Consider the following 17,424-nt stretch of genomic DNA (forward strand, 5'->3'; position numbering starts at 1 on the left):
TTCATATTCATCGTTTAAAGCTTTTGTTTCAGATGTAGAAACGTCTTCTTTTTTTACATCTTCAATATCAGATTGCTCTTCAGAAGTCTCAATTTCCTCATTAGGAGATTTTATCTCATTATGGGTGTTTTGGTCTTCTTTTTTGAGAATAAGATTTGAATCATTCAATATGACCCGTTTAACTTCATTTAAAAAATCTTTATCTTGAAGTAAAATTTCTCTTTGCATTTGTTGTTGAATCTTATAATCACCAACATCTTGTAAGCCATGTTTATCAATAAAGTAACAGACAAGTTTATATAATGAATCTGCTATATTTCCTTGAGATTCAAACCATTTAAAGAATTCTTCGTTCTCAATTTTTTTGAGATTCCAAAAGAAGGACTCTCTTTTCTTGTCAGACATATTATCTCACCTTTTTTCGAGTAAGAATTTTCTTGATAACTTGCATTCCTCTAGCATTCATATCTACAGCATATTGTTCTGGAATCCACAGTAAGTACATTCCAACTCGATTACAGTACTCTAGTAACTGATCGTATAGTTCGTCTTTAAAAGTAACACTTCCGCCGCCGTATACGCATAAAATTTCAGCTTCACTTGCTGTATTATTTACATATTTCTCATCAGTATCTTCTAAAATAAGTTCAGCTTGTTCTACTTTTGTAATGTTAAAATACCCAGTGGATTCTTCATGGTATTTATGGTCTACATCTTGAAGGATTTGCGAGAATTGTTGACGTTTAATATTTGTACCACGTTCCTGATTCAATAGTTTTACAGCTTCTTCTGTAGCATGCCCAACTCCACGTCTTTCTCCACTACAAGCATCAATTACTGGATTTACGCCAACTGTGTATATATACTCAGTTGTTCCATCTCCAATGTCACTATGTAAGATCTTTTTGTTCTTAAAGAATGATCCTTTTATTGTTTCTACCTCAAGTTTGTCTTTATATAGTTTAATAAAATCACTAAACATATCTTCTTCGCCTTCAAGGATTGCGTATAAGGGAGGAACACCTTCTTGAGTAATGTTTGCACTGTTAAATGTTAAGGTAACTGTTACTTGTTCTTCACCGACATAAACAATTACAACATGATTTGAGCTAGTAAAGCGGTTTTCTAAATGCTTAGCATTTGCAGGAGTCCATTGACTTGCTGGAATTGCTGAAATGAGATCAACTGTAACGTTAATGGATTGAGGTAGTTCTTCAGTCTGCTCCCATTCAAGTTGTACAGATTTATTTGCAAGAAGACCTAGCATATTAATCAGTGGTAAATCATCATTATACTTCTGGCCCACTTTAATATTCATGTTTTTAGGGTTTTTTCCAGTCATCATTGCGCGATTACCAATAAAATACATTCCGGATCTTCTAATTGATTTACTAGCAATATTTACGAACATGTTATCTATTAAATTAATTACATTCTTTTGAGTATTCGTTTCCGTAACATTTGGCATGGAATAAACACTTTGATATACATTCTTCATTTTTATATATTGCCCATTAAGATATCCTTTAAATGAGTCGTTACCAATATCGCCTTCAATATTTAAATGAAGATTAGTCACTTTTGAATCTGTCATTATAAATCACCTCTATTTTTTATTTTATTTCCTTTTAATATCTATTAGATATATTATAACACAAAAAACATGTGGATTTCAATTATAGAAATCAAATATATATCTAAAAGATATCTTTTGAATATATATTTGATTTCGAGAAAAGGATAAATATTCAAAAGATATCTTTTAGAAATCCTGAATAAATTAATTTTATATTTAAAATTGATGAGAAGGTATTTTTGATTCCTCTCTATATAAAATGAATATCTTTTTGATATTTATTTTATATAGGTGTTTCTACAGGAAATATCCTTATGATAAATAAATCTTCAAATGATGAGTTCAATATGTGAACTACCCGCCACTTAACGTCCTTACGGACTGTTTGAAGTGGGGGCTTCTTGGGAACTAGATACTTTTATTAGCTATCTATCTTTACCAAGCTATAAGGGCAGTCCCTGCCCCTAAAGAAAATACCAATTACATGGCTAATTTTAGCAAGTTTATACTTGCATTTACATCTCTATCATGATGGCTATTGCATGCTGGACAAGCCCATTCACGAAGGTTTAGGTTTTTTACTTCTTGATTTTTATAGCCACAACAAGAACAAAGTTGACTACTTGCATAATTCTTAGGTGCGATTATCAAATCACGCCCTTTCCATATTGTTTTGTAGTCAAGATATTCTCTGAATTTAGCCCAAGATACTTCTGAGATAGCTTTTGCTAACTTACGGTTCTTCTGCATATTCTTCACCTTCAAGTCTTCAATCACAATTACTTGGTTTTCGTTAGTGATCTTGTTACTTATCTTGTGAAGAAAATCATTGCGTTGATTCGAAATTTTTTCATGAAGTCTTGCGACTTGTAACCTAGCCTTGTTTTGATTATTTGAACCTTTCTTTTTGCGTGACAAAGAACGTTGCAGAAAGGCTAATCTTTTTTCAAGCTTTCTCAACCACTTAGGGTTTTCATATTTAATACCATTAGACAGTATTGCGAAGTCTTTCAATCCTACATCAACACCAACTTTTGTGTCGATTTTAGAGAATAGTTGTTCATTTTCTTCTACCAAAACCGATACAAAGTACTTACCAGTAGGCGTTTGAGAAACTGTAACCGACTTAATTAATCCAAAGAATTGTCTATGTTGCTTAATCTTTACCAATGTCTTTAATTTTGGTAGCTTCATATAACCGTTCTCAATGCAAACTGTTCCTTTTTGGTTATTTGTTGTATAACTACGGTGATGATCTTTTTTACTTTTGAATTTTGGGAATCCAACGGATTTATCACGAAAAAAATTAGCATATGCCTTGTTTAGATTTAGTTGGGCATTGGCTAACGCCAAGCTATCAACTTCCTTTAGAAACGGAAAATCAGCTTTATACTGTGCAGGTGTAGGATATTTGATAGATTTATCAGGTTTATCTTGTGATTCTCTATAAGATTCGATTCTATCAGCAAGCATTTTATTATAGACAAAACGCACACATCCAAATGTTTTTGCGAAAAACATTTTTTGTTCTTTATTTGGATAGATACGATACTTATATGCCTTCAACATAACCTACACCTCACTTCTCCCCTTGATTTTCGATATACTTCTTCACCACAACTACTGGTGCACCACCAGTAGTTAGCAAACAAAAACTTCTTGCCCAAAACATTTCTTTCCAAAGTTTCTTTTTCACTTGTGGAAATTCTTTCTTTATTAATCGAGAACTCGCACTCTTATAAGCATTAATGAACTTTGTCATTTCTGTATTAGGATGTGCCTTGAACAATATATGTACGTGGTCAACATCATGATTCCACTCGACTAACGTTATATTGTAGTTCTCAGAAAGTCTTACAAACATGTCTTTTGCATAGTCAGACATATCATCATCGAATACATTTCTTCTGTATTTCACAACTAATACGAGATGGTAATACAATAAGAATACTGAATGATTATTACTATCTAGTTTCACCGATATACCAACCTTTATATTTTATAAGACTGATTATATCAGGAGCAAAATAAAAAGCAAAGTCAAGTGCTTTTTGGCTACACCAAACCGAAATTCATCTCCCACCTACCATTGGGCTATCGCCCTTTACACGCTTGAGGAAGGAGAATTCTTTCGGGGAGTGCGGTTAAATAAACACTGAATGAACGTTTTCTTTGTGTTATCTTGACGGTCTTCAGGTAGTAATTTAATGGTTTTATCTAGTTTGGTTTTGTTACTGAAATATGTGTGAAAGTGTATTTTGAATTACTGAAATGGCGTTTTTCGAACGCTTTGGCAGTGTTATCTCGACGGCTGTTTCTTCGTGAACGCTATCCGTTTATGTAGCGTTTTATCCAGAGTTATCAAGGCTTCCCGGTACTTTTGAATCCTCTTTCATAATTAAATTATACGTAGAGTTAAACAACGGCTGGATTTCAGAAATATGATTTACATTTACTTTCTCCCTTATTTCCAATGACTTTCCCAGTCAGTTTTGGTGCAAAAAAAGAATAAAATACATATATTCCTAGATATGGAATTATAGTATGGTAGAAGAGAAGTACAAGAAAAATGGGGGGACCGCTATGATTACATTGCAACAGAAGCTGGAGCAGTATACACACATATATGCACAGTTGAAGGGAGAACTAAGGTGGAAAACCGGTGATTCTCGGACAGGGATGATGATTGCCGCGATGTATGCAGGCAGCGATAAGCCGTTTGATCTTGGGCTTTTTTTACAAATTAGTAGTTATATTAATGATCAGGTAGGGATGTTTTCATATTTGAAGTCCTATCATCGCTTTGTGGTTGCAGCAACATTAGATATTCACTTTACATATTACAAAGAAGCGTTTCAGCAGTTCCTAGACTTATATGAACGATTAGTCGCTGGTGGCTTTAGCCGGAGTATATTCACTTATTTGGCAGCAGCAGCGCTTTTACCAGAAGACAATGGACAGCATGAAACACGCATTCAGCGGTCGCTGCAAGTATATAAACGCATGAAAGAGGATCACTTCTTTCTTACAAGCACAAATGATTATCCGCTCGCTGTTTTGCTAGCAGGACAACCAGAGAAAGTAGAGACACTTATGGATCGAGTGGAACGTCTCTATCACAAGCTGGCGGCAACTGGTATGCACAAAGGGAATGATCTTCAATTTTTAAGTCATATTCTTTCTCTAAAGAAGGATGTCAGTGAAGATATTTTAGTAGCACGCTGCACAAACATATGGAACCTGCTAAAGCAAGAAAAGGTAAAAGTTAAACAGATGCATTATCCGGCTATCGGGCTACTAGCGTTGCTTGAGGATGGAGAGAAAGAGGTCCCTTCTGTTTGGGCATTCATTGAAAAATTGCAGGGGGACAAGCTATTCCGCTGGCATACGGATGCAAATATTCTTATTGCTATTCAACTATTCGTAAGTCAAAAAGGTGCGGAAAGTCACGCTGCTAACACAGGCTTACAAACAATGATAGAGGTTCTCATACAGGCGCAGCAGGCAGCTATGATAGCAGCAATTACCGCTTCCTCCGCAGCAGCTTCTGCCAGCAGTAGTTCATAACGTGCAATTTGCTGCATGAATGCTATATGTAGGATTTTCCAAAAAGGGTTACATATATCATGCTTAACTCAAAAATCGATTGTCAGCAGACAATCGACTTTTGAGTTAATAAGCACGAAGCACATGCAATTTAATCACGGTTAAATAAACGCTGAATGAACGTTTTTTTGGTGTTATCTTGACGATCTTCATTTAGTAGTCCAATAGCTTCATCTAGTTTGTCTTGTAGTAACTGTATTTGTGCATCTTTCTCTTCTTTCTCTGAACGCTCTTGTAACAATAATTCAATGATATCTTGGTTTTGTTGTACAATTTTTTCTTGTTGCTGAAACATGTGCAAAAATTTATCTTGAAGTACTGAAATGTCATTTTCCGAACGTTTTGGTAGTGTTATCTCGGTGTTTATTTCTTCGTGAACGCTATCCGTTTCTTTGGCGTTTTCTTCAGTGATATCAATGCTTCTCGTTGCAGCTTCTTCTAATTTCCAGTTCTGATTTAAGTATTCTTTCATCTGTTTTAAAATATCAATATCTTTTTCATAGTAAATGCGTTGTTTCCGCTCGTTTCGGTCAAATACATAATCCATTTTTTCTAGCTCAATTGACCATCTCCGAAGCGTATTTGTGTTAATGTCTAATTGTTTTGCTACTTCTTGTGCAAAATATCCATATTCCAAATTTCACACCTCCGTTATTTGTGTGTTACACTATTTTTCTTTATTAGAATGCTGTTTCCTCTAAAAGTGTTTTTTATATTTTTTGAGAGAAGGTGTTATGTTGTGAACGCTATCCGTTTTTATAACGTTTTCCTCAGTATTACCAACGCTTTCGGTTATAGTAAAATAAAAGTCATGCGCGCCATATCTTCGTTATCCATGCGTTATGGATGGTATCCATCTTTTTTGAATCTTTACCTTCTGAGAAGTATGAAATGACTTATATGTACCTATTCTATATTTAAAAGCCTATTTCCATATTCAGATTTGCTTTCACTTTTTGGTGTATAAAAATATCTAACTTCTACTGAGATTTTCTCCGGAATTTACTAGTACTTGCTAAAACACAATTTGTCTATGAGATATTAGAGGTTTACTTCTAATACAAAAATTCTACTAGATATGTGTAAGAGAATCAAAGGTTTCCTTAGTTGGATTAGTATTTAAAACAAAATTATTAGATCCTGAACAACCTAGCGATATTATGTTAAATAGAATTATTCGTGAACACTATCCGTTTTTCTAGCGTTTTTTATATAAATGTCCACTATTAGCTGAATCGGGATCGTGTATATGTTAAAAATACAAAAATTTCTTGCGATATAAATCTACCAAAATTCTAGTGAAGTTACTTTATCAATTATTAGAAATTACTAAGTGATTTTTTGAGGAATTCTTTTCCTAGATTGATAAGATAAAAGTGTGATAATGACTCTAAACTAGGAGTGAAAGAGATGTTAGAGCAAACAAATTTAAATAAGGTACGGATTGAACCTTGGGCAGATACCGATCTTACCTTGCTGCGTTGTTTGAATGAACCAGAGATGATGAAACACCTTGGAGGTCCAGAGAGCGAGGGGGATTTCTTTCGCGCCACAAGAGATACCTTGAGATTGGTGGGAAAGGCTGTGTGTTCAGCATGTACTTCTTCCAGAGCTTGAAGTAGTCGGCTCTGTCGGATATTGGGAAACCATGTATGAAATCAGATGGAGCGTTCTGCCACCATTCGAGGGCAGGGGCATAGCGAATGCGGCTGTTTCATCGGCCTTAGCTAGTGTCCGTGCTGAGAAGAAGCACAGGTACATTCATGCGTTCCCATCCGTTAATAACCCTGCGTCAAATGCGATTTGTCGGAGATTAGATTTCTTGTTCATTGCCGAGTGCGATTTCGAATACCCGCTAGGAAACTTCATGCAATGCAGCGAATGGCGTCTAAATCTCAATGCGACAACGTAAATAGAAATAGGGAAGATTGGGGAAACATGTAGAGTCCTTGCAAAAGAATTTCATATAGAATACCAAAACAAAATATTCAAACAGCAGATGAACTTCATAATGATAGCCTTTTAGAGATCGATAAGATAATAGAAGCCGTGATTAGAAAATATTCAACATCTACAGGAACAGTAGCTACATTTTTAGTTAAAGATACAGCCATTGAGGAACTAACTTCACACGTATAATGTTTTCCGATCCCTCGGGTGGATTTCATTCTCCATATAACTAATAGCAGCCTCTATAGAGACTTTAGAAACATATACAATTAATTTGCGGTTCGTATACTTTTCCAGCAGGAGAACTAATTGTAATATCCGGTATTAAATAGGATATCAGTAATTAATCTTATTACGAGACTTCCTACTACAACTTCATAATAAAGTGAATATTCTGAAAATTATTGAAAAATACACCTATAGAAAATTAACAATCTGTTTTTTGTTATCATTTATATTATAAGAATATTCCCTTTATTTGATGGGATAACGGGGAGGATAATATGAACGTTCAATTGAAGGGTAATGAACAACTTATCGAACTACTAAATGAATGGTATTTACAGATTCGTGCAAGAAATATAGAAAATTCCAAGAGGTTAAAAAAAGAAATTGAGAAACAGATTAATGATTTAAAGGATAATCAAAATTTACTCTTTTATTATTCACTTCTTGATTTCCGGTATAGCTATTTAATCAATAACTTGGGTATTTCTAAAAAGAGTTTTGATAAAATTGAAACTTTTGATACACCAAAAGAAGACTTCTTAGCATATTACTATCATTTTTTTAAAGCAATCCATTCTAATGCAATTGGAAGTTATAATTTAGCTAAAGAACATTATGATAGAGCAGAATCTCTACTAATACACATTCCTGATGAACTTGAAAAAGCTGAATTTTATTATAATTTAGCAATATTTCATTACCACATTTACAAAGGACTTTTAGCGACAAAATATGCAAATGCCTCCAAGGACATATTTTCCAATAACACTGACTGTGAACTTAAAATAGCTTATTGTAATAATCTTTTGGGATTAGCTTGTACTCACTTGAAAGAATTTGAATTAGCAGAAGAATATTTTGTTTCAGCTATAGATTTATTTCATAATTTCGGTAGTGAAAGAGATGTTCTAATTGTCCGTCAAAACTTAGGTTTAATGTATGCAGAGCAAAGAAGCCCTAGTTTAGCAATTCGTTATTTATCTGAAGTAAATCAGAAAATGCCCAATAATTATAAAGCACTCTTTGTTCAAGCTAAACAATACCTGAAACTTGGGGAAACAACAATTGCATTGGAACTTATTAAAGAAGGCTTAAAAATTTGTAATGAGTTAGAACTTTCTGAGTACCAATATCGTTTTATTATTATGAGGGAAATGTGTAACAATAATACAACTGAAAATTTAGAAAAAACAATTTTAGCAGGAATGGATTATTTCAAAAAAGAACAACTATGGGAGTATGTTCAAGAATACAGCGAGATATTAGCTGTTCAGTTTCATGCTGAAGCAAATTTTGAAAAAGCAAGTACATATTTCTTTTTAAGTTATGGAGCAAAAGAGAAAATTTTTGAGAAGGAGGCTTTAAAATGAGAAAATTGAATGTGCTTTTTGTGGGAATTATGGCAGTGGGAATTATAACTTTTGGTTTAAATAATTCAATAGATTCTGGTTCTAAACAATCTAGTCAAGCTAAGTATACAGCTGTAATGTATGCAGACGGTAATACTGGATGAGAATTTGATCCACAAAACAAAAGAATATCCTTGTTTAAAACCACGAACCTAAATATGTAGAAAATTTGTAAAGTACACCAAGCGCCATAAATATTCCCACTAGTATAATTGCAAATGCAGCAATAGCAAACCCCATAGTTCATATATAATACAATCCTACTGCTACTAAGCCCACTATGACTAATAAGCTTATGATTAGCAGTATAAGTCCAGCCAGAAAATATAGCGCACTAATAAAAACACTTATCCATACTATAAAGTGTGGTTTCTTTAATTTCAGTATCTTTTTCTGATTGGAGTAGGGATCAATAATTTCTAGAATTAATTCATGAAACAAAAGCAACCAAAAAATTAATTGTATCCTCGAAACAAGAAAGTTCTTGGTTTAGCCGTTTATTTAAAAGATGAAGATTGTTTTTAGATAGCAATAGCGAATTTGAGGGAACCGTGTAAGTTCCTTGTAAAAGGATCTTACACGGTTTTTTATTTTCTATAAATTCGATAGTCTTCCCTAAAAGATGACACTGTATATCTATCAAAAATAGATTTCTAAAATCTTGTAGATTCTTTATTTATTAAATCTTGTTTTTAAAAACTAAATACAATAAAAACATTAGAATTCGTTTTTAAGGCTTTACTCTTACTCCAACAAGGCATTTGAGCTTTATACTTAGTAAATTTCTGGTTTAATACCTGAGTTAGTGATAGAAAACACTGGTATTAAAGGTTGGAGTTTTATAGTTAAATATTATGAGTGAAATATAGCAGAGAGAGGATGGGAATATGCTTGCATGACAAATAGCCTTGTTGATTATGATTTTTTCAAACAAGGCTATTTATTGCTATTTTTTTAACTACTAGTTTCCTTTCAAAAAATCATAGAAGATGAACGTACTTTCACGTTTTTTATCCAAGTTACTAATAGCTTCACTTTCTTCACGATCCCTACGGTCTAGATATGCTTTATATTGTTGCCCAAACATTTTAATAAAGTGTGCAGGATTGCTTTCATCGGCTTTATTAAACTTAAACCATTTTACACATTGCTCAAAATAATACCATGTAGATTCTCCGATATCTGGTGGCATCCTATTTGCAATAACGTATGCATCCTTTTCTGATAGATTCGTTACCTTTTGGAGCATGATATAGTTATATGCTCTTTGTTGATCTTCACTTAAATAATCACTTAAATCTTGTAATCTATCATCACGGTTTTTAGGTTCATTATTCACTGCTGGATTTGCTGATTCTTCTAAGTTAAAAACATCTAATCCATTAGATGCATCCTGTACTGGTTTATCTTCATGTGAGAGGTTATTATTTTTCTTAAAGATCTTTTTCTTTAATTGATCAGTAAAAGTAGAGCAAACATCAATTGTAAAAGCCCATTTTACCCTAAAGTATTCAACGATTTTCAGGTAATTATTATGTAAAGTTAAGATGTAAATAGATGGAGCAATCTTGCCATGTCGCCTGACTTTGATTTGTTGGCACACTCCGAGATCTTGTAACCAATTAAAAATATAGTTGATAACGGGTTTAGAAATACCAGATTTTTTACTAATATGATCTTGTTTTACTTGGGAATAGCCTTCTTGTACTAAATAGGATAATACCGTTTCTAACGCTTCATATTTTCGTTTTGTGAGGTAATCTTTAGTAGTAACACCTTCATGTTCTAGGACAATACCATCAATATAAGTAGTAACTTTTTTGATTGCTTGATTAATAGTCCCAGGTGTCTTTGACAGATGTTTGATTCGAGGACTTAATTCAGCTTTTGCTCGACTAAGCAAAAAGTTTTTTAAAAACATGAAAAAACCTCCTATTTTCCCACTAAACACACACAGAAAAAATATTGGAAAACAAGAGGTTTATATTCACTTTACATTCACTACATGTTATAATAGACACAGGTAATTGAACATAATTTTATATGAATAAGACCCCTACTTTCCTTTGAGAGTTTTTAATCGATTTTCAGTTTGGTCGCTGATCAATTAAAAACGGTGGTTTGGTAGGGTTTTTTTTTGTAACTTTAATGAAGTTATTTTATATATATGTATCATTGTATAACTATTATTATGGAACATCAATGCTTAATCTTGAGATAGAAGTATTTAAATAGGAAAAAGCCGCTAGTTAGTTTATACTAGCGGCTTTTGATTTCGTATTGAAGGTATCTTCTGAAATTCATATATTCCTCTTGCAACTTGTCGTACTTATAACCAAGGAATTCTGTATATTCATTTAGTTGCTTCTCTAACTGTTCTCTTTTTCCCGTTGGTAATGTAAGTAATTCTTGATAAAGATCTTGTGTCATGAAAGGTAGTTCTCGATTCTGTTCGAGTTCTTTCTCTTCTATATCAAGGTCTTTTTTTGTTTGCTCTTCTTCCATAAATAATTTTTCTTCTTTAATCTTCTTAGTATTACCGACTAAGAAGTCTGTGCTGACCTCAAAAAGATTTGCTATGACAACTAAAATGCTGTAAGAAGGTTCAGCTCCTTTATTCTCCCAATTAGATATCGTTGTTTGAGCAAAAGATGTCCCAGTAATGTTTCCAATTTCTTCACCTAATTGTTTCATACTCCAACCATTTTCAAGTCTCAATGTTTTTACACGTGCGCCGAAAATACTCATATTTTTATTAATCCTCCTTTTAAAAAGTGTAATTCTCCAAATGAACTATATTGTATTCGCAACTTAAAGGGGATGATTTAACTTCAAAAGTGATACTTTTTTGAAAATAATCAAAAAACAGTTGTTTTAACTTCAAAAGTGATATATTATACTTATAAGTATAACCGAAAGGAGGTTAAATGTTGCGATGTTATATTATGAGCGTAAAACTCAAAATTACTCTTTGGAACGAATTTCACAAAAATTAAATATCAAGCCTCAAGTGTTACATGCTATCGAGAAGGGGAAATCAGGTGTTAATGCAGAAAGGGCTGAAAAAATTTCTAGATTTTTTAACAAACCCGTAGAATATTTTTTTGTACCAACGTATTACAAAATTCGAGAATAACTGAAATATGGTTATTGGATACTTAAATCAAGCATAAAAATAACTATGTAAATTTTATTATAGTAAAAAACTCTAGCAATTCAAATATAATTAATGATCCTTGAAAACTGCATATCATATGAGGAAGATTTTTAGTCATGCTGAAACGATCGTATTAAACGTTATCCATTGTAATGAATATATAAGAAAAAGCCAATACCACAAGAGCAGCTACAACAACCGGAACAACCAAAAGAAATACAGAATCCGGTTCTACCACAAGCAGAAATACCACAACAAATTGTTACACAACTACAACTAGAAAAAATACCACAAAAAATAGAAAAGAAATTCCTAGAAACAGGTAGAAAACCTGAAATCCATACGTGAAATTGACTGGTTTTATTTATATAGTATTTGCCTTAGCAGGGACGTATTTTCAATGAGAAATTGAAAGGGAGATGATATGAAGTGTCAGGATTCTATCTTGGTACAACAAATGGGAAAATTATTAATAACAGCTTTTCAGATCTATCTAAACGTGAAAATAAAATCATTGTAGGTAAACCAGGAAGAGGAAGAGCAAGTAAAATGAGCGATTGGTTCTCAAAAGACTTAATATAAGCGATATCCATTGCACAAACGGTAATCAAACCGAAAGAACGGTAGGATGTTTGGATAGAATCCGCTACCAAATTACTAACAGGAAGTATTTTGTACTTAGATCAACGGTATGGAAACTTGTATTACTTAGATTTTGAACAGGTAAGGGAATTTGTACAAAAAGTAAAAGACCAGGATACTTATCTTTCTGAACTGAGTGATACGTTAGATAAAAATCATCCAACGTATCAGATCTTTAAGGTACTTGCTTTATCAGCAAACCAAATAAGAGAAGGAACAATAGATAAACTCCTAGAGATAATTAATCAACATGCTAACAAACAGGGCAAGTTAGAAAGGCAAAGAGAGTACTTTTGGTTTCATTATTAGCTAATAGATACAAAGGATGAAATAGGAAGGAGTGAAATCTATGTTAGGAGTAGCAGAGAAGTGCTCTAAAACGATTAGAACAAAGGGTGTCAGTGTAATAAAAGCTAGGTTTGGAGCTTACAGGACGGTTATAGAGGGCGTAAAAGATTCTAAAGATAATTACATTTTCGTTTTTGATCCGAAGTGCATCTTTTATAACGATACTCATGAAGAAAAGCGAGAACAAGGCTATAAAATACTAAAACATAATCTGTTAACTGGTTCTGAAAATTTACAAATTGGATGTTATCGGAAAGCAGTCGTGTATATCAGTGTAGAAACTGAACAAAGTACGTATGAAGATCGAGGAGAAGCTTTATCTCATTTTCTTCAATTTTTAACGGAACATAAAAAAATAAGACCAATTCATCTTGTGTTTCATCAGTATGACTTATACCCAATCCCTCATATGGAGCAGTTTTTAAAAGAAAGTGCGAAATATCATATTCACAATTCAATTGTAGTAGAGTCCCACTCGAAGTTACAAAGAATCTATGGAAAAAAAGCAGCACAACGAATTATAACCTCGTGTCAAACAACCGTCCTAGCATAAAACAATACTCATATTTAACATTTCATCCTATCAAGATGGCTAGAAAACTATATAAGGGGAGGACGGTTAACTCTTCCTTCCTTTTTACAAATAGGAGGCGATCATATGGGAACAGAACAAAGACTCACATTTTATGATATTGCAGCATCACCAGCTCATAGTATTAAAACCTTTGATGGAAAGACATACAAATTGAAAGGTGCCATTGCGATTGAAAATGGCACAGGAAGCATTGAAAAAGTAGCACAAATTTATTACCAGGTTCGCTCAGTCAGAGATGAACATCAAAATTTAATTGCAAAACGGAAACATAAACAGGCTGAATTAGTAGCTGTAAAACAAAAGTGTAAATAAAAAAAGCGATTTTGAAGTGTGCTGAGAACCTAGCACAAAGTATGTGGCTCCTTGAAAAGTAAATATTGCGTGCCTCCCTTGAAACGGTCACTAGAGGGGTTAGGTATACGATGCTGTTTGATGGGTGCTACTTAAAACTCGTCTGTGACCACTGGAAAAGCGATGTATCAAAGATCTGTGCGTAACAGTAACCGTGAGGAATATCCCATAATAACATTCTGAAGAAGCGGTGAACATCACATACAGTAGATACATAAGGTTCTACGTTCATGCCAAAATACGTAGTGCGGTATTGGGCATATAGAAACTAAGTCGGGATTAGCTTCTATACGCATGCCAATACAGGGTTCGTCATTTCCGCCATAAATGACATTTCCATTTTTTCTTTCCGTTTCCTTTTTCTTGCTATAATGAAGACAGATGTTGAAGTTTAAATGTGTCTCATCACACTTCAAAATCGCTTATTGAAAATATGGTATAGGGAGGAATAGTTATGAGTCGCAAAGGGTGGATTATCTCCGCTGTTGTTGGACTTTTTATAGCAATCGCTATTGGTTCAACATTTGTCTTTTCAAGCTCAGGAAAAGGGGAAGTAATGGAACTAAGTCCGTTAGAAATGAAGAAGTTCATGAGTGAGGATGGAACAGGATTTGTCATGTTATCTTCCAACATGAGACATAGCGAGGATTGGTTTCATCTTGTAAAGAAATTAGCGCAAGAAGAAAAGATTGAAGTAAGAGGATTAAATGAAAACCGTGAGGATATACCAGGATCGAGTAATCCACATGATTGGGGTTTATCACAAAGAAGAGATTCTCTTGCTTACTATGAAAAAGGGAAATTAAAGAAAGATGTTGATTTTTCGAAATATAAGCCTTCTGAACTTGAAAAAGAAGTTACTTTCTTTATTCAAAATTGTAAAGAACAATATCAAAAGTAATCACGGTATCATTGAAAGGTGGTGATAAGATGGCAATTACGCAAAAAGAATTAAAAAAAGAAAGAGAAATGGTATCCAATCTCTTAAAAGCCAATGGTGAAGATTATAACCATTGGCTTCATTTACATCATCAGAAGTACATTGAAGAAAACCAAGATTTAATCTTGCAAGCTTTGAATGCATTTAAAGCAGCACCAACACAAGCAGCCGAAGTAGAAAGTAAGCCAAACGGACAAAGTCAAGTTAGGCAAAGTGTTGAAGCATAAAAATGAAGAGGAGAGTGAATGTGTATGTTCGAATCAATTGCTCAAATGTTAGTTTTAGGTGATGCGATGGATGGTTTAGTGAATACCGGGAACTCATTAATTACTTGGATGCAAAGAGGGGCAATGGTAAGTACAGCGATTGTATTTTGTTGGGGTGCTTATCTTCTCATTTGGGGTGGTCAACAAGGAAGACACAAGTGCATTGGGTGGTTTATCGGAGGGGCAGTTGGATTAATTATCGTAATGGGATGCTCATATTTAGCTGAAAGTGTAAATAACAATATCAAATTTGGTCAGATCTTATTTTCTTTTCTGTGATTAAAATAGTAAAAATATATCAATAGGGCAATGAAGAGGCTATGCAAGGGGTATGGCTTTTTTTCTTGCCCTTTTTTCATGGATTTTGAAATAAACAGAAGAAAGGAGAAGTCATGTTTGTAATTTTTAAGAATAGCAACCTATCAGAAATCGAGTCAGAAAGCCAATATTATTTTAAAGAAGCCTATACTCTAACAAAACGTTTAGAACGTAATTTTAGGGAAGATGGACGTAAAGAAAGTGTTGATTTTGACCTGTTAGATGAACATTCTAATGAAATTTATAAGGGTACTTTATCGCTTGGTTCAGGATATGCGGATCATATATTTGATCACATTTATAAGAAAATGAATTTGATGCAATTAGATCCAGAACAAGAAGAACAAAAGAATGAGATTTTAGGAGTGTTAGAAGCTGAAATTATTGATTCTCCATTTGATGAGGAATACGAGTATGAAGAGGAACCGTCAGAAGAGATTAAAGAAGCACTTCATAATCCACTACAAGAAGTAAAAGCAGCTGTAAAGGCTGAAAAGGGAAATAAGAAATCGTTAAAGATCATCGCTAGTGTCATAGGAAGCGTTGTTTTGATTGGTGCAGGAGCTATATTTGCATTTCAAATATTCTCTTCCAAGCCAACTTCTAGTGCAAGTGCTGGTTCTGAAAATTATGTAGTCAAAGGCTTACAACAAGCAGCCATTCAACAATATGGAGAAGCGGCCAAACAGTTTGATAAGGTGACTTATACGGATTTAGATAAAGACAGCCAAAAAGCTGTCTTATTTACGTATCTACTAAACGGAAAAGCAAACAAGGCATTACAGTATGAACCGAAATTTGCAGAAAGTGTCGTTGCTTATTACGTCGGAATAGACAATATGAAAAAACTTGATGAGATTGATGTTAAAAATGATGTGATTGACTTTGAAAAGGCAGCACTCAATAAGAAATATGAAGATGTGATTCGGTTAAAAGGAAAAGTTAATATGGATGGCAGACGTGAAAAGCTTATCACGGAATCGTATATCAATCTTAAAAAATATGATGACTGTTTTACTTTTGCGAAAACGCAAGGGAATAGAAATTTAATGAAAGAGGTCAAAGAATTACAAAAACGAGATGTGGAGCAATCTTCTCTTAACGAAGAAGAAAAGAAAGCAAAAATCGAAAAAATCGATAAAGATTTGAAAGAGGTATAGGGGGGAGTCAAATTGCCACTGAATTATGATCAGTTTTTTAGGAAAATAGGGGTTGTAGCTGTTGGTACTTCGCTAATGCTAGGTGGCTTATCTGGTTGTAGCTTATTTGGTGAAGATAGTAAAGGATCGAAAAGTAAGGCAGCTGTTACAAAAAAGGTTGATAAAAACAAGAAAGATGAAAATAAGAAATCAGCGGAAAGTTTAAATGAAAAAGATTTTGCAGCTATTACAGATAATGCGATTCAAGGAAAGGATAAAGATGTTGCTTATGTGTTAGAGGAACTAGATAAATCGAAGACTCATTATAAAGATAAGGTGATTGCGAGTAATCTTCAAAATGGAGATGAAACATCTTCTCGTGTTATCGCACTATTTGATAAAGAGACCTCTGACAAAAACCTCAACGATACAGCCAAAGATAATATTATTGCAGCCATCACGGATGGTAGTCCACAACCAACCCTGAATGGTAATCATTTTGCATTCGGAAATAAGGATGATGGTTCATCTGTTGCAAGTATTGGTGATATATTACCCCCAAGCACAGAAACAGTTCCACCAGTAGAACCATCAACAAACCCAGGAACAGAAGAACCGAAACCGCCAGTAGAACCACCAACAAACCCAGGAACAGAAGAACCGAAACCACCAGTAGAACCGCCAACAGATCCAGGAACAGAAGAACCGAAACCACCAGTAGAACCGCCAACAGATCCAGGAGAGCCGACAGATCCGGGAGAACCGACAGATCCGGGAGAACCAACAGATCCAGGAGAGCCGACAGATCCGGGAGAGCCGACAGATCCGGGAGAACCGACAGATCCGGGAGAACCAACAGATCCAGGAGAGCCGACAGATCCGGGAGAGCCGACAGATCC

20 protein-coding genes and 2 pseudogenes are annotated in these 17,424 nt (G+C 34.0%); 14 read left to right on the forward strand and 8 right to left on the reverse strand.

Annotated elements, in window-relative coordinates; genetic code table 11:
* The 5 genes and pseudogenes from ACTDJC_RS22065 to ACTDJC_RS22085 form a co-directional block, all read right to left on the reverse strand.
* Positions 1-405, reverse strand: a 405-nt coding sequence (locus tag ACTDJC_RS22065; RefSeq protein ID WP_440604691.1) for a hypothetical protein, incomplete at its 3' end; no start/stop codon positions are given.
* A 1-nt stretch (position 406) separates the two neighbouring features.
* Positions 407-1,594 carry a ParM/StbA family protein gene (locus tag ACTDJC_RS22070; protein ID WP_440604692.1) on the reverse strand — a complete coding sequence of 396 codons (1,188 nt, stop codon included), beginning with the start codon at positions 1,592-1,594 and terminating at the stop codon, positions 407-409.
* 462 nt (positions 1,595-2,056) lie between these two features.
* Positions 2,057-3,145 carry an IS200/IS605 family element RNA-guided endonuclease TnpB gene (tnpB, locus tag ACTDJC_RS22075; protein WP_440604693.1) on the reverse strand — a complete coding sequence of 363 codons (1,089 nt, stop codon included), beginning with the start codon at positions 3,143-3,145 and terminating at the stop codon, positions 2,057-2,059.
* Between the two features lie 10 nt (positions 3,146-3,155).
* Positions 3,156-3,554 (reverse strand): IS200/IS605 family transposase, encoded by a 399-nt coding sequence (gene tnpA / locus ACTDJC_RS22080; RefSeq protein WP_440604694.1) that lies wholly within the window; start codon positions 3,552-3,554, stop codon positions 3,156-3,158.
* Between the two features lie 370 nt (positions 3,555-3,924).
* Positions 3,925-4,029 (reverse strand): annotated as a pseudogene (locus ACTDJC_RS22085) (LytTR family transcriptional regulator DNA-binding domain-containing protein); the annotation flags it as partial.
* Positions 4,030-4,159: 130 nt separating this feature from the next.
* Between ACTDJC_RS22085 and ACTDJC_RS22090 the strand changes: the two are divergent.
* Positions 4,160-5,143, forward strand: coding sequence for a DUF4003 domain-containing protein (locus tag ACTDJC_RS22090; RefSeq protein ID WP_440604695.1), 984 nt, complete (start codon positions 4,160-4,162; stop codon positions 5,141-5,143).
* 130 nt (positions 5,144-5,273) lie between these two features.
* Here the strand turns inward: ACTDJC_RS22090 and ACTDJC_RS22095 are convergent, their stop codons facing one another.
* On the reverse strand, positions 5,274-5,819 hold the full coding sequence (locus ACTDJC_RS22095) for a MerR family transcriptional regulator (protein WP_440604696.1): 546 nt from the start codon (positions 5,817-5,819) through the stop codon (positions 5,274-5,276).
* Between the two features lie 773 nt (positions 5,820-6,592).
* Here ACTDJC_RS22095 and ACTDJC_RS22100 point away from each other — a divergent pair.
* From ACTDJC_RS22100 to ACTDJC_RS22110, 3 genes and pseudogenes are all read left to right on the forward strand, one after another.
* A pseudogene (locus ACTDJC_RS22100) lies at positions 6,593-7,094 on the forward strand (GNAT family N-acetyltransferase).
* A gap of 541 nt (positions 7,095-7,635) precedes the next feature.
* On the forward strand, positions 7,636-8,730 hold the full coding sequence (locus tag ACTDJC_RS22105) for a tetratricopeptide repeat protein (RefSeq protein ID WP_440604697.1): 1,095 nt from the start codon (positions 7,636-7,638) through the stop codon (positions 8,728-8,730).
* On the forward strand, positions 8,727-8,873 hold the full coding sequence (locus ACTDJC_RS22110) for a Phr family secreted Rap phosphatase inhibitor (protein ID WP_440604698.1): 147 nt from the start codon (positions 8,727-8,729) through the stop codon (positions 8,871-8,873). The genes ACTDJC_RS22105 and ACTDJC_RS22110 overlap by 4 nt, the downstream gene beginning before the upstream one ends.
* Before the next feature lie 857 nt (positions 8,874-9,730).
* Here the strand turns inward: ACTDJC_RS22110 and ACTDJC_RS22115 are convergent.
* Positions 9,731-10,690, reverse strand: a complete 960-nt coding sequence (locus ACTDJC_RS22115) for a Replicase RepFR55 (RefSeq protein WP_440604699.1) — start codon at positions 10,688-10,690, stop codon at positions 9,731-9,733.
* A 338-nt stretch (positions 10,691-11,028) separates the two neighbouring features.
* On the reverse strand, positions 11,029-11,517 hold the full coding sequence (locus tag ACTDJC_RS22120) for a helix-turn-helix domain-containing protein (protein WP_440604700.1): 489 nt from the start codon (positions 11,515-11,517) through the stop codon (positions 11,029-11,031).
* A gap of 187 nt (positions 11,518-11,704) precedes the next feature.
* On the opposite strand from ACTDJC_RS22120, the gene ACTDJC_RS22125 reads away from it, so the two are divergent.
* From ACTDJC_RS22125 to ACTDJC_RS22170, 10 genes are all read left to right on the forward strand, one after another.
* A complete protein-coding gene (locus tag ACTDJC_RS22125) occupies positions 11,705-11,905 on the forward strand; it encodes a helix-turn-helix domain-containing protein (RefSeq protein WP_440604701.1) in 201 nt (66 codons plus the stop codon).
* Between the two features lie 450 nt (positions 11,906-12,355).
* Positions 12,356-12,508 (forward strand): hypothetical protein, encoded by a 153-nt coding sequence (locus ACTDJC_RS22130; RefSeq protein WP_440604702.1) that lies wholly within the window; start codon positions 12,356-12,358, stop codon positions 12,506-12,508.
* A gap of 90 nt (positions 12,509-12,598) precedes the next feature.
* A complete protein-coding gene (locus tag ACTDJC_RS22135; protein WP_440604703.1) occupies positions 12,599-12,877 on the forward strand; it encodes a TRAG family protein in 279 nt (92 codons plus the stop codon).
* Between the two features lie 40 nt (positions 12,878-12,917).
* Positions 12,918-13,469: a TraM recognition domain-containing protein gene (locus ACTDJC_RS22140; RefSeq protein WP_440604704.1), complete on the forward strand. Its 552-nt coding sequence runs from the start codon at positions 12,918-12,920 to the stop codon at positions 13,467-13,469.
* Between the two features lie 105 nt (positions 13,470-13,574).
* Positions 13,575-13,823, forward strand: coding sequence for a hypothetical protein (locus ACTDJC_RS22145; RefSeq protein WP_098309798.1), 249 nt, complete (start codon positions 13,575-13,577; stop codon positions 13,821-13,823).
* A gap of 493 nt (positions 13,824-14,316) precedes the next feature.
* On the forward strand, positions 14,317-14,763 hold the full coding sequence (locus ACTDJC_RS22150) for a hypothetical protein (protein ID WP_440604705.1): 447 nt from the start codon (positions 14,317-14,319) through the stop codon (positions 14,761-14,763).
* 29 nt (positions 14,764-14,792) lie between these two features.
* On the forward strand, positions 14,793-15,029 hold the full coding sequence (locus ACTDJC_RS22155) for a hypothetical protein (protein ID WP_440604706.1): 237 nt from the start codon (positions 14,793-14,795) through the stop codon (positions 15,027-15,029).
* A 24-nt stretch (positions 15,030-15,053) separates the two neighbouring features.
* The gene (locus ACTDJC_RS22160; protein ID WP_440604707.1) at positions 15,054-15,347 is read left to right on the forward strand and encodes a hypothetical protein; all 294 of its coding nucleotides are present in this window, start codon (positions 15,054-15,056) and stop codon (positions 15,345-15,347) included.
* A gap of 113 nt (positions 15,348-15,460) precedes the next feature.
* On the forward strand, positions 15,461-16,546 hold the full coding sequence (locus tag ACTDJC_RS22165) for a hypothetical protein (RefSeq protein WP_440604708.1): 1,086 nt from the start codon (positions 15,461-15,463) through the stop codon (positions 16,544-16,546).
* Positions 16,547-16,558: 12 nt separating this feature from the next.
* Positions 16,559-17,424: collagen-like triple helix repeat-containing protein (locus ACTDJC_RS22170; RefSeq protein ID WP_440604709.1), on the forward strand; the 866-nt coding region annotated here is incomplete at its 3' end.

This window comes from Bacillus sp. GB_SG_008 (assembly GCF_052038115.1).
Lineage (GTDB): Bacteria > Bacillota > Bacilli > Bacillales > Bacillaceae_G > Bacillus_A > Bacillus_A rhizoplanae.

Bases quoted from the DNA above. Each gene is read 5' to 3' on its own strand.
- ACTDJC_RS22070 (WP_440604692.1), bottom strand. From the start codon at position 1,594: ATGACAGATTCAAAAGTGACTAATCTTCATTTAAATATTGAAGGCGAT.
- tnpB (WP_440604693.1), bottom strand. From the start codon at position 3,145: ATGTTGAAGGCATATAAGTATCGTATCTATCCAAATAAAGAACAAAAA.
- ACTDJC_RS22090 (WP_440604695.1), top strand. From the start codon at position 4,160: ATGATTACATTGCAACAGAAGCTGGAGCAGTATACACACATATATGCA.
- ACTDJC_RS22105 (WP_440604697.1), top strand. From the start codon at position 7,636: ATGAACGTTCAATTGAAGGGTAATGAACAACTTATCGAACTACTAAAT.
- ACTDJC_RS22110 (WP_440604698.1), top strand. From the start codon at position 8,727: ATGAGAAAATTGAATGTGCTTTTTGTGGGAATTATGGCAGTGGGAATT.
- ACTDJC_RS22115 (WP_440604699.1), bottom strand. From the start codon at position 10,690: ATGTTTTTAAAAAACTTTTTGCTTAGTCGAGCAAAAGCTGAATTAAGT.
- ACTDJC_RS22120 (WP_440604700.1), bottom strand. From the start codon at position 11,517: ATGAGTATTTTCGGCGCACGTGTAAAAACATTGAGACTTGAAAATGGT.
- ACTDJC_RS22125 (WP_440604701.1), top strand. From the start codon at position 11,705: ATGTTATATTATGAGCGTAAAACTCAAAATTACTCTTTGGAACGAATT.
- ACTDJC_RS22140 (WP_440604704.1), top strand. From the start codon at position 12,918: ATGTTAGGAGTAGCAGAGAAGTGCTCTAAAACGATTAGAACAAAGGGT.
- ACTDJC_RS22145 (WP_098309798.1), top strand. From the start codon at position 13,575: ATGGGAACAGAACAAAGACTCACATTTTATGATATTGCAGCATCACCA.
- ACTDJC_RS22150 (WP_440604705.1), top strand. From the start codon at position 14,317: ATGAGTCGCAAAGGGTGGATTATCTCCGCTGTTGTTGGACTTTTTATA.
- ACTDJC_RS22155 (WP_440604706.1), top strand. From the start codon at position 14,793: ATGGCAATTACGCAAAAAGAATTAAAAAAAGAAAGAGAAATGGTATCC.
- ACTDJC_RS22160 (WP_440604707.1), top strand. From the start codon at position 15,054: ATGTTCGAATCAATTGCTCAAATGTTAGTTTTAGGTGATGCGATGGAT.
- ACTDJC_RS22165 (WP_440604708.1), top strand. From the start codon at position 15,461: ATGTTTGTAATTTTTAAGAATAGCAACCTATCAGAAATCGAGTCAGAA.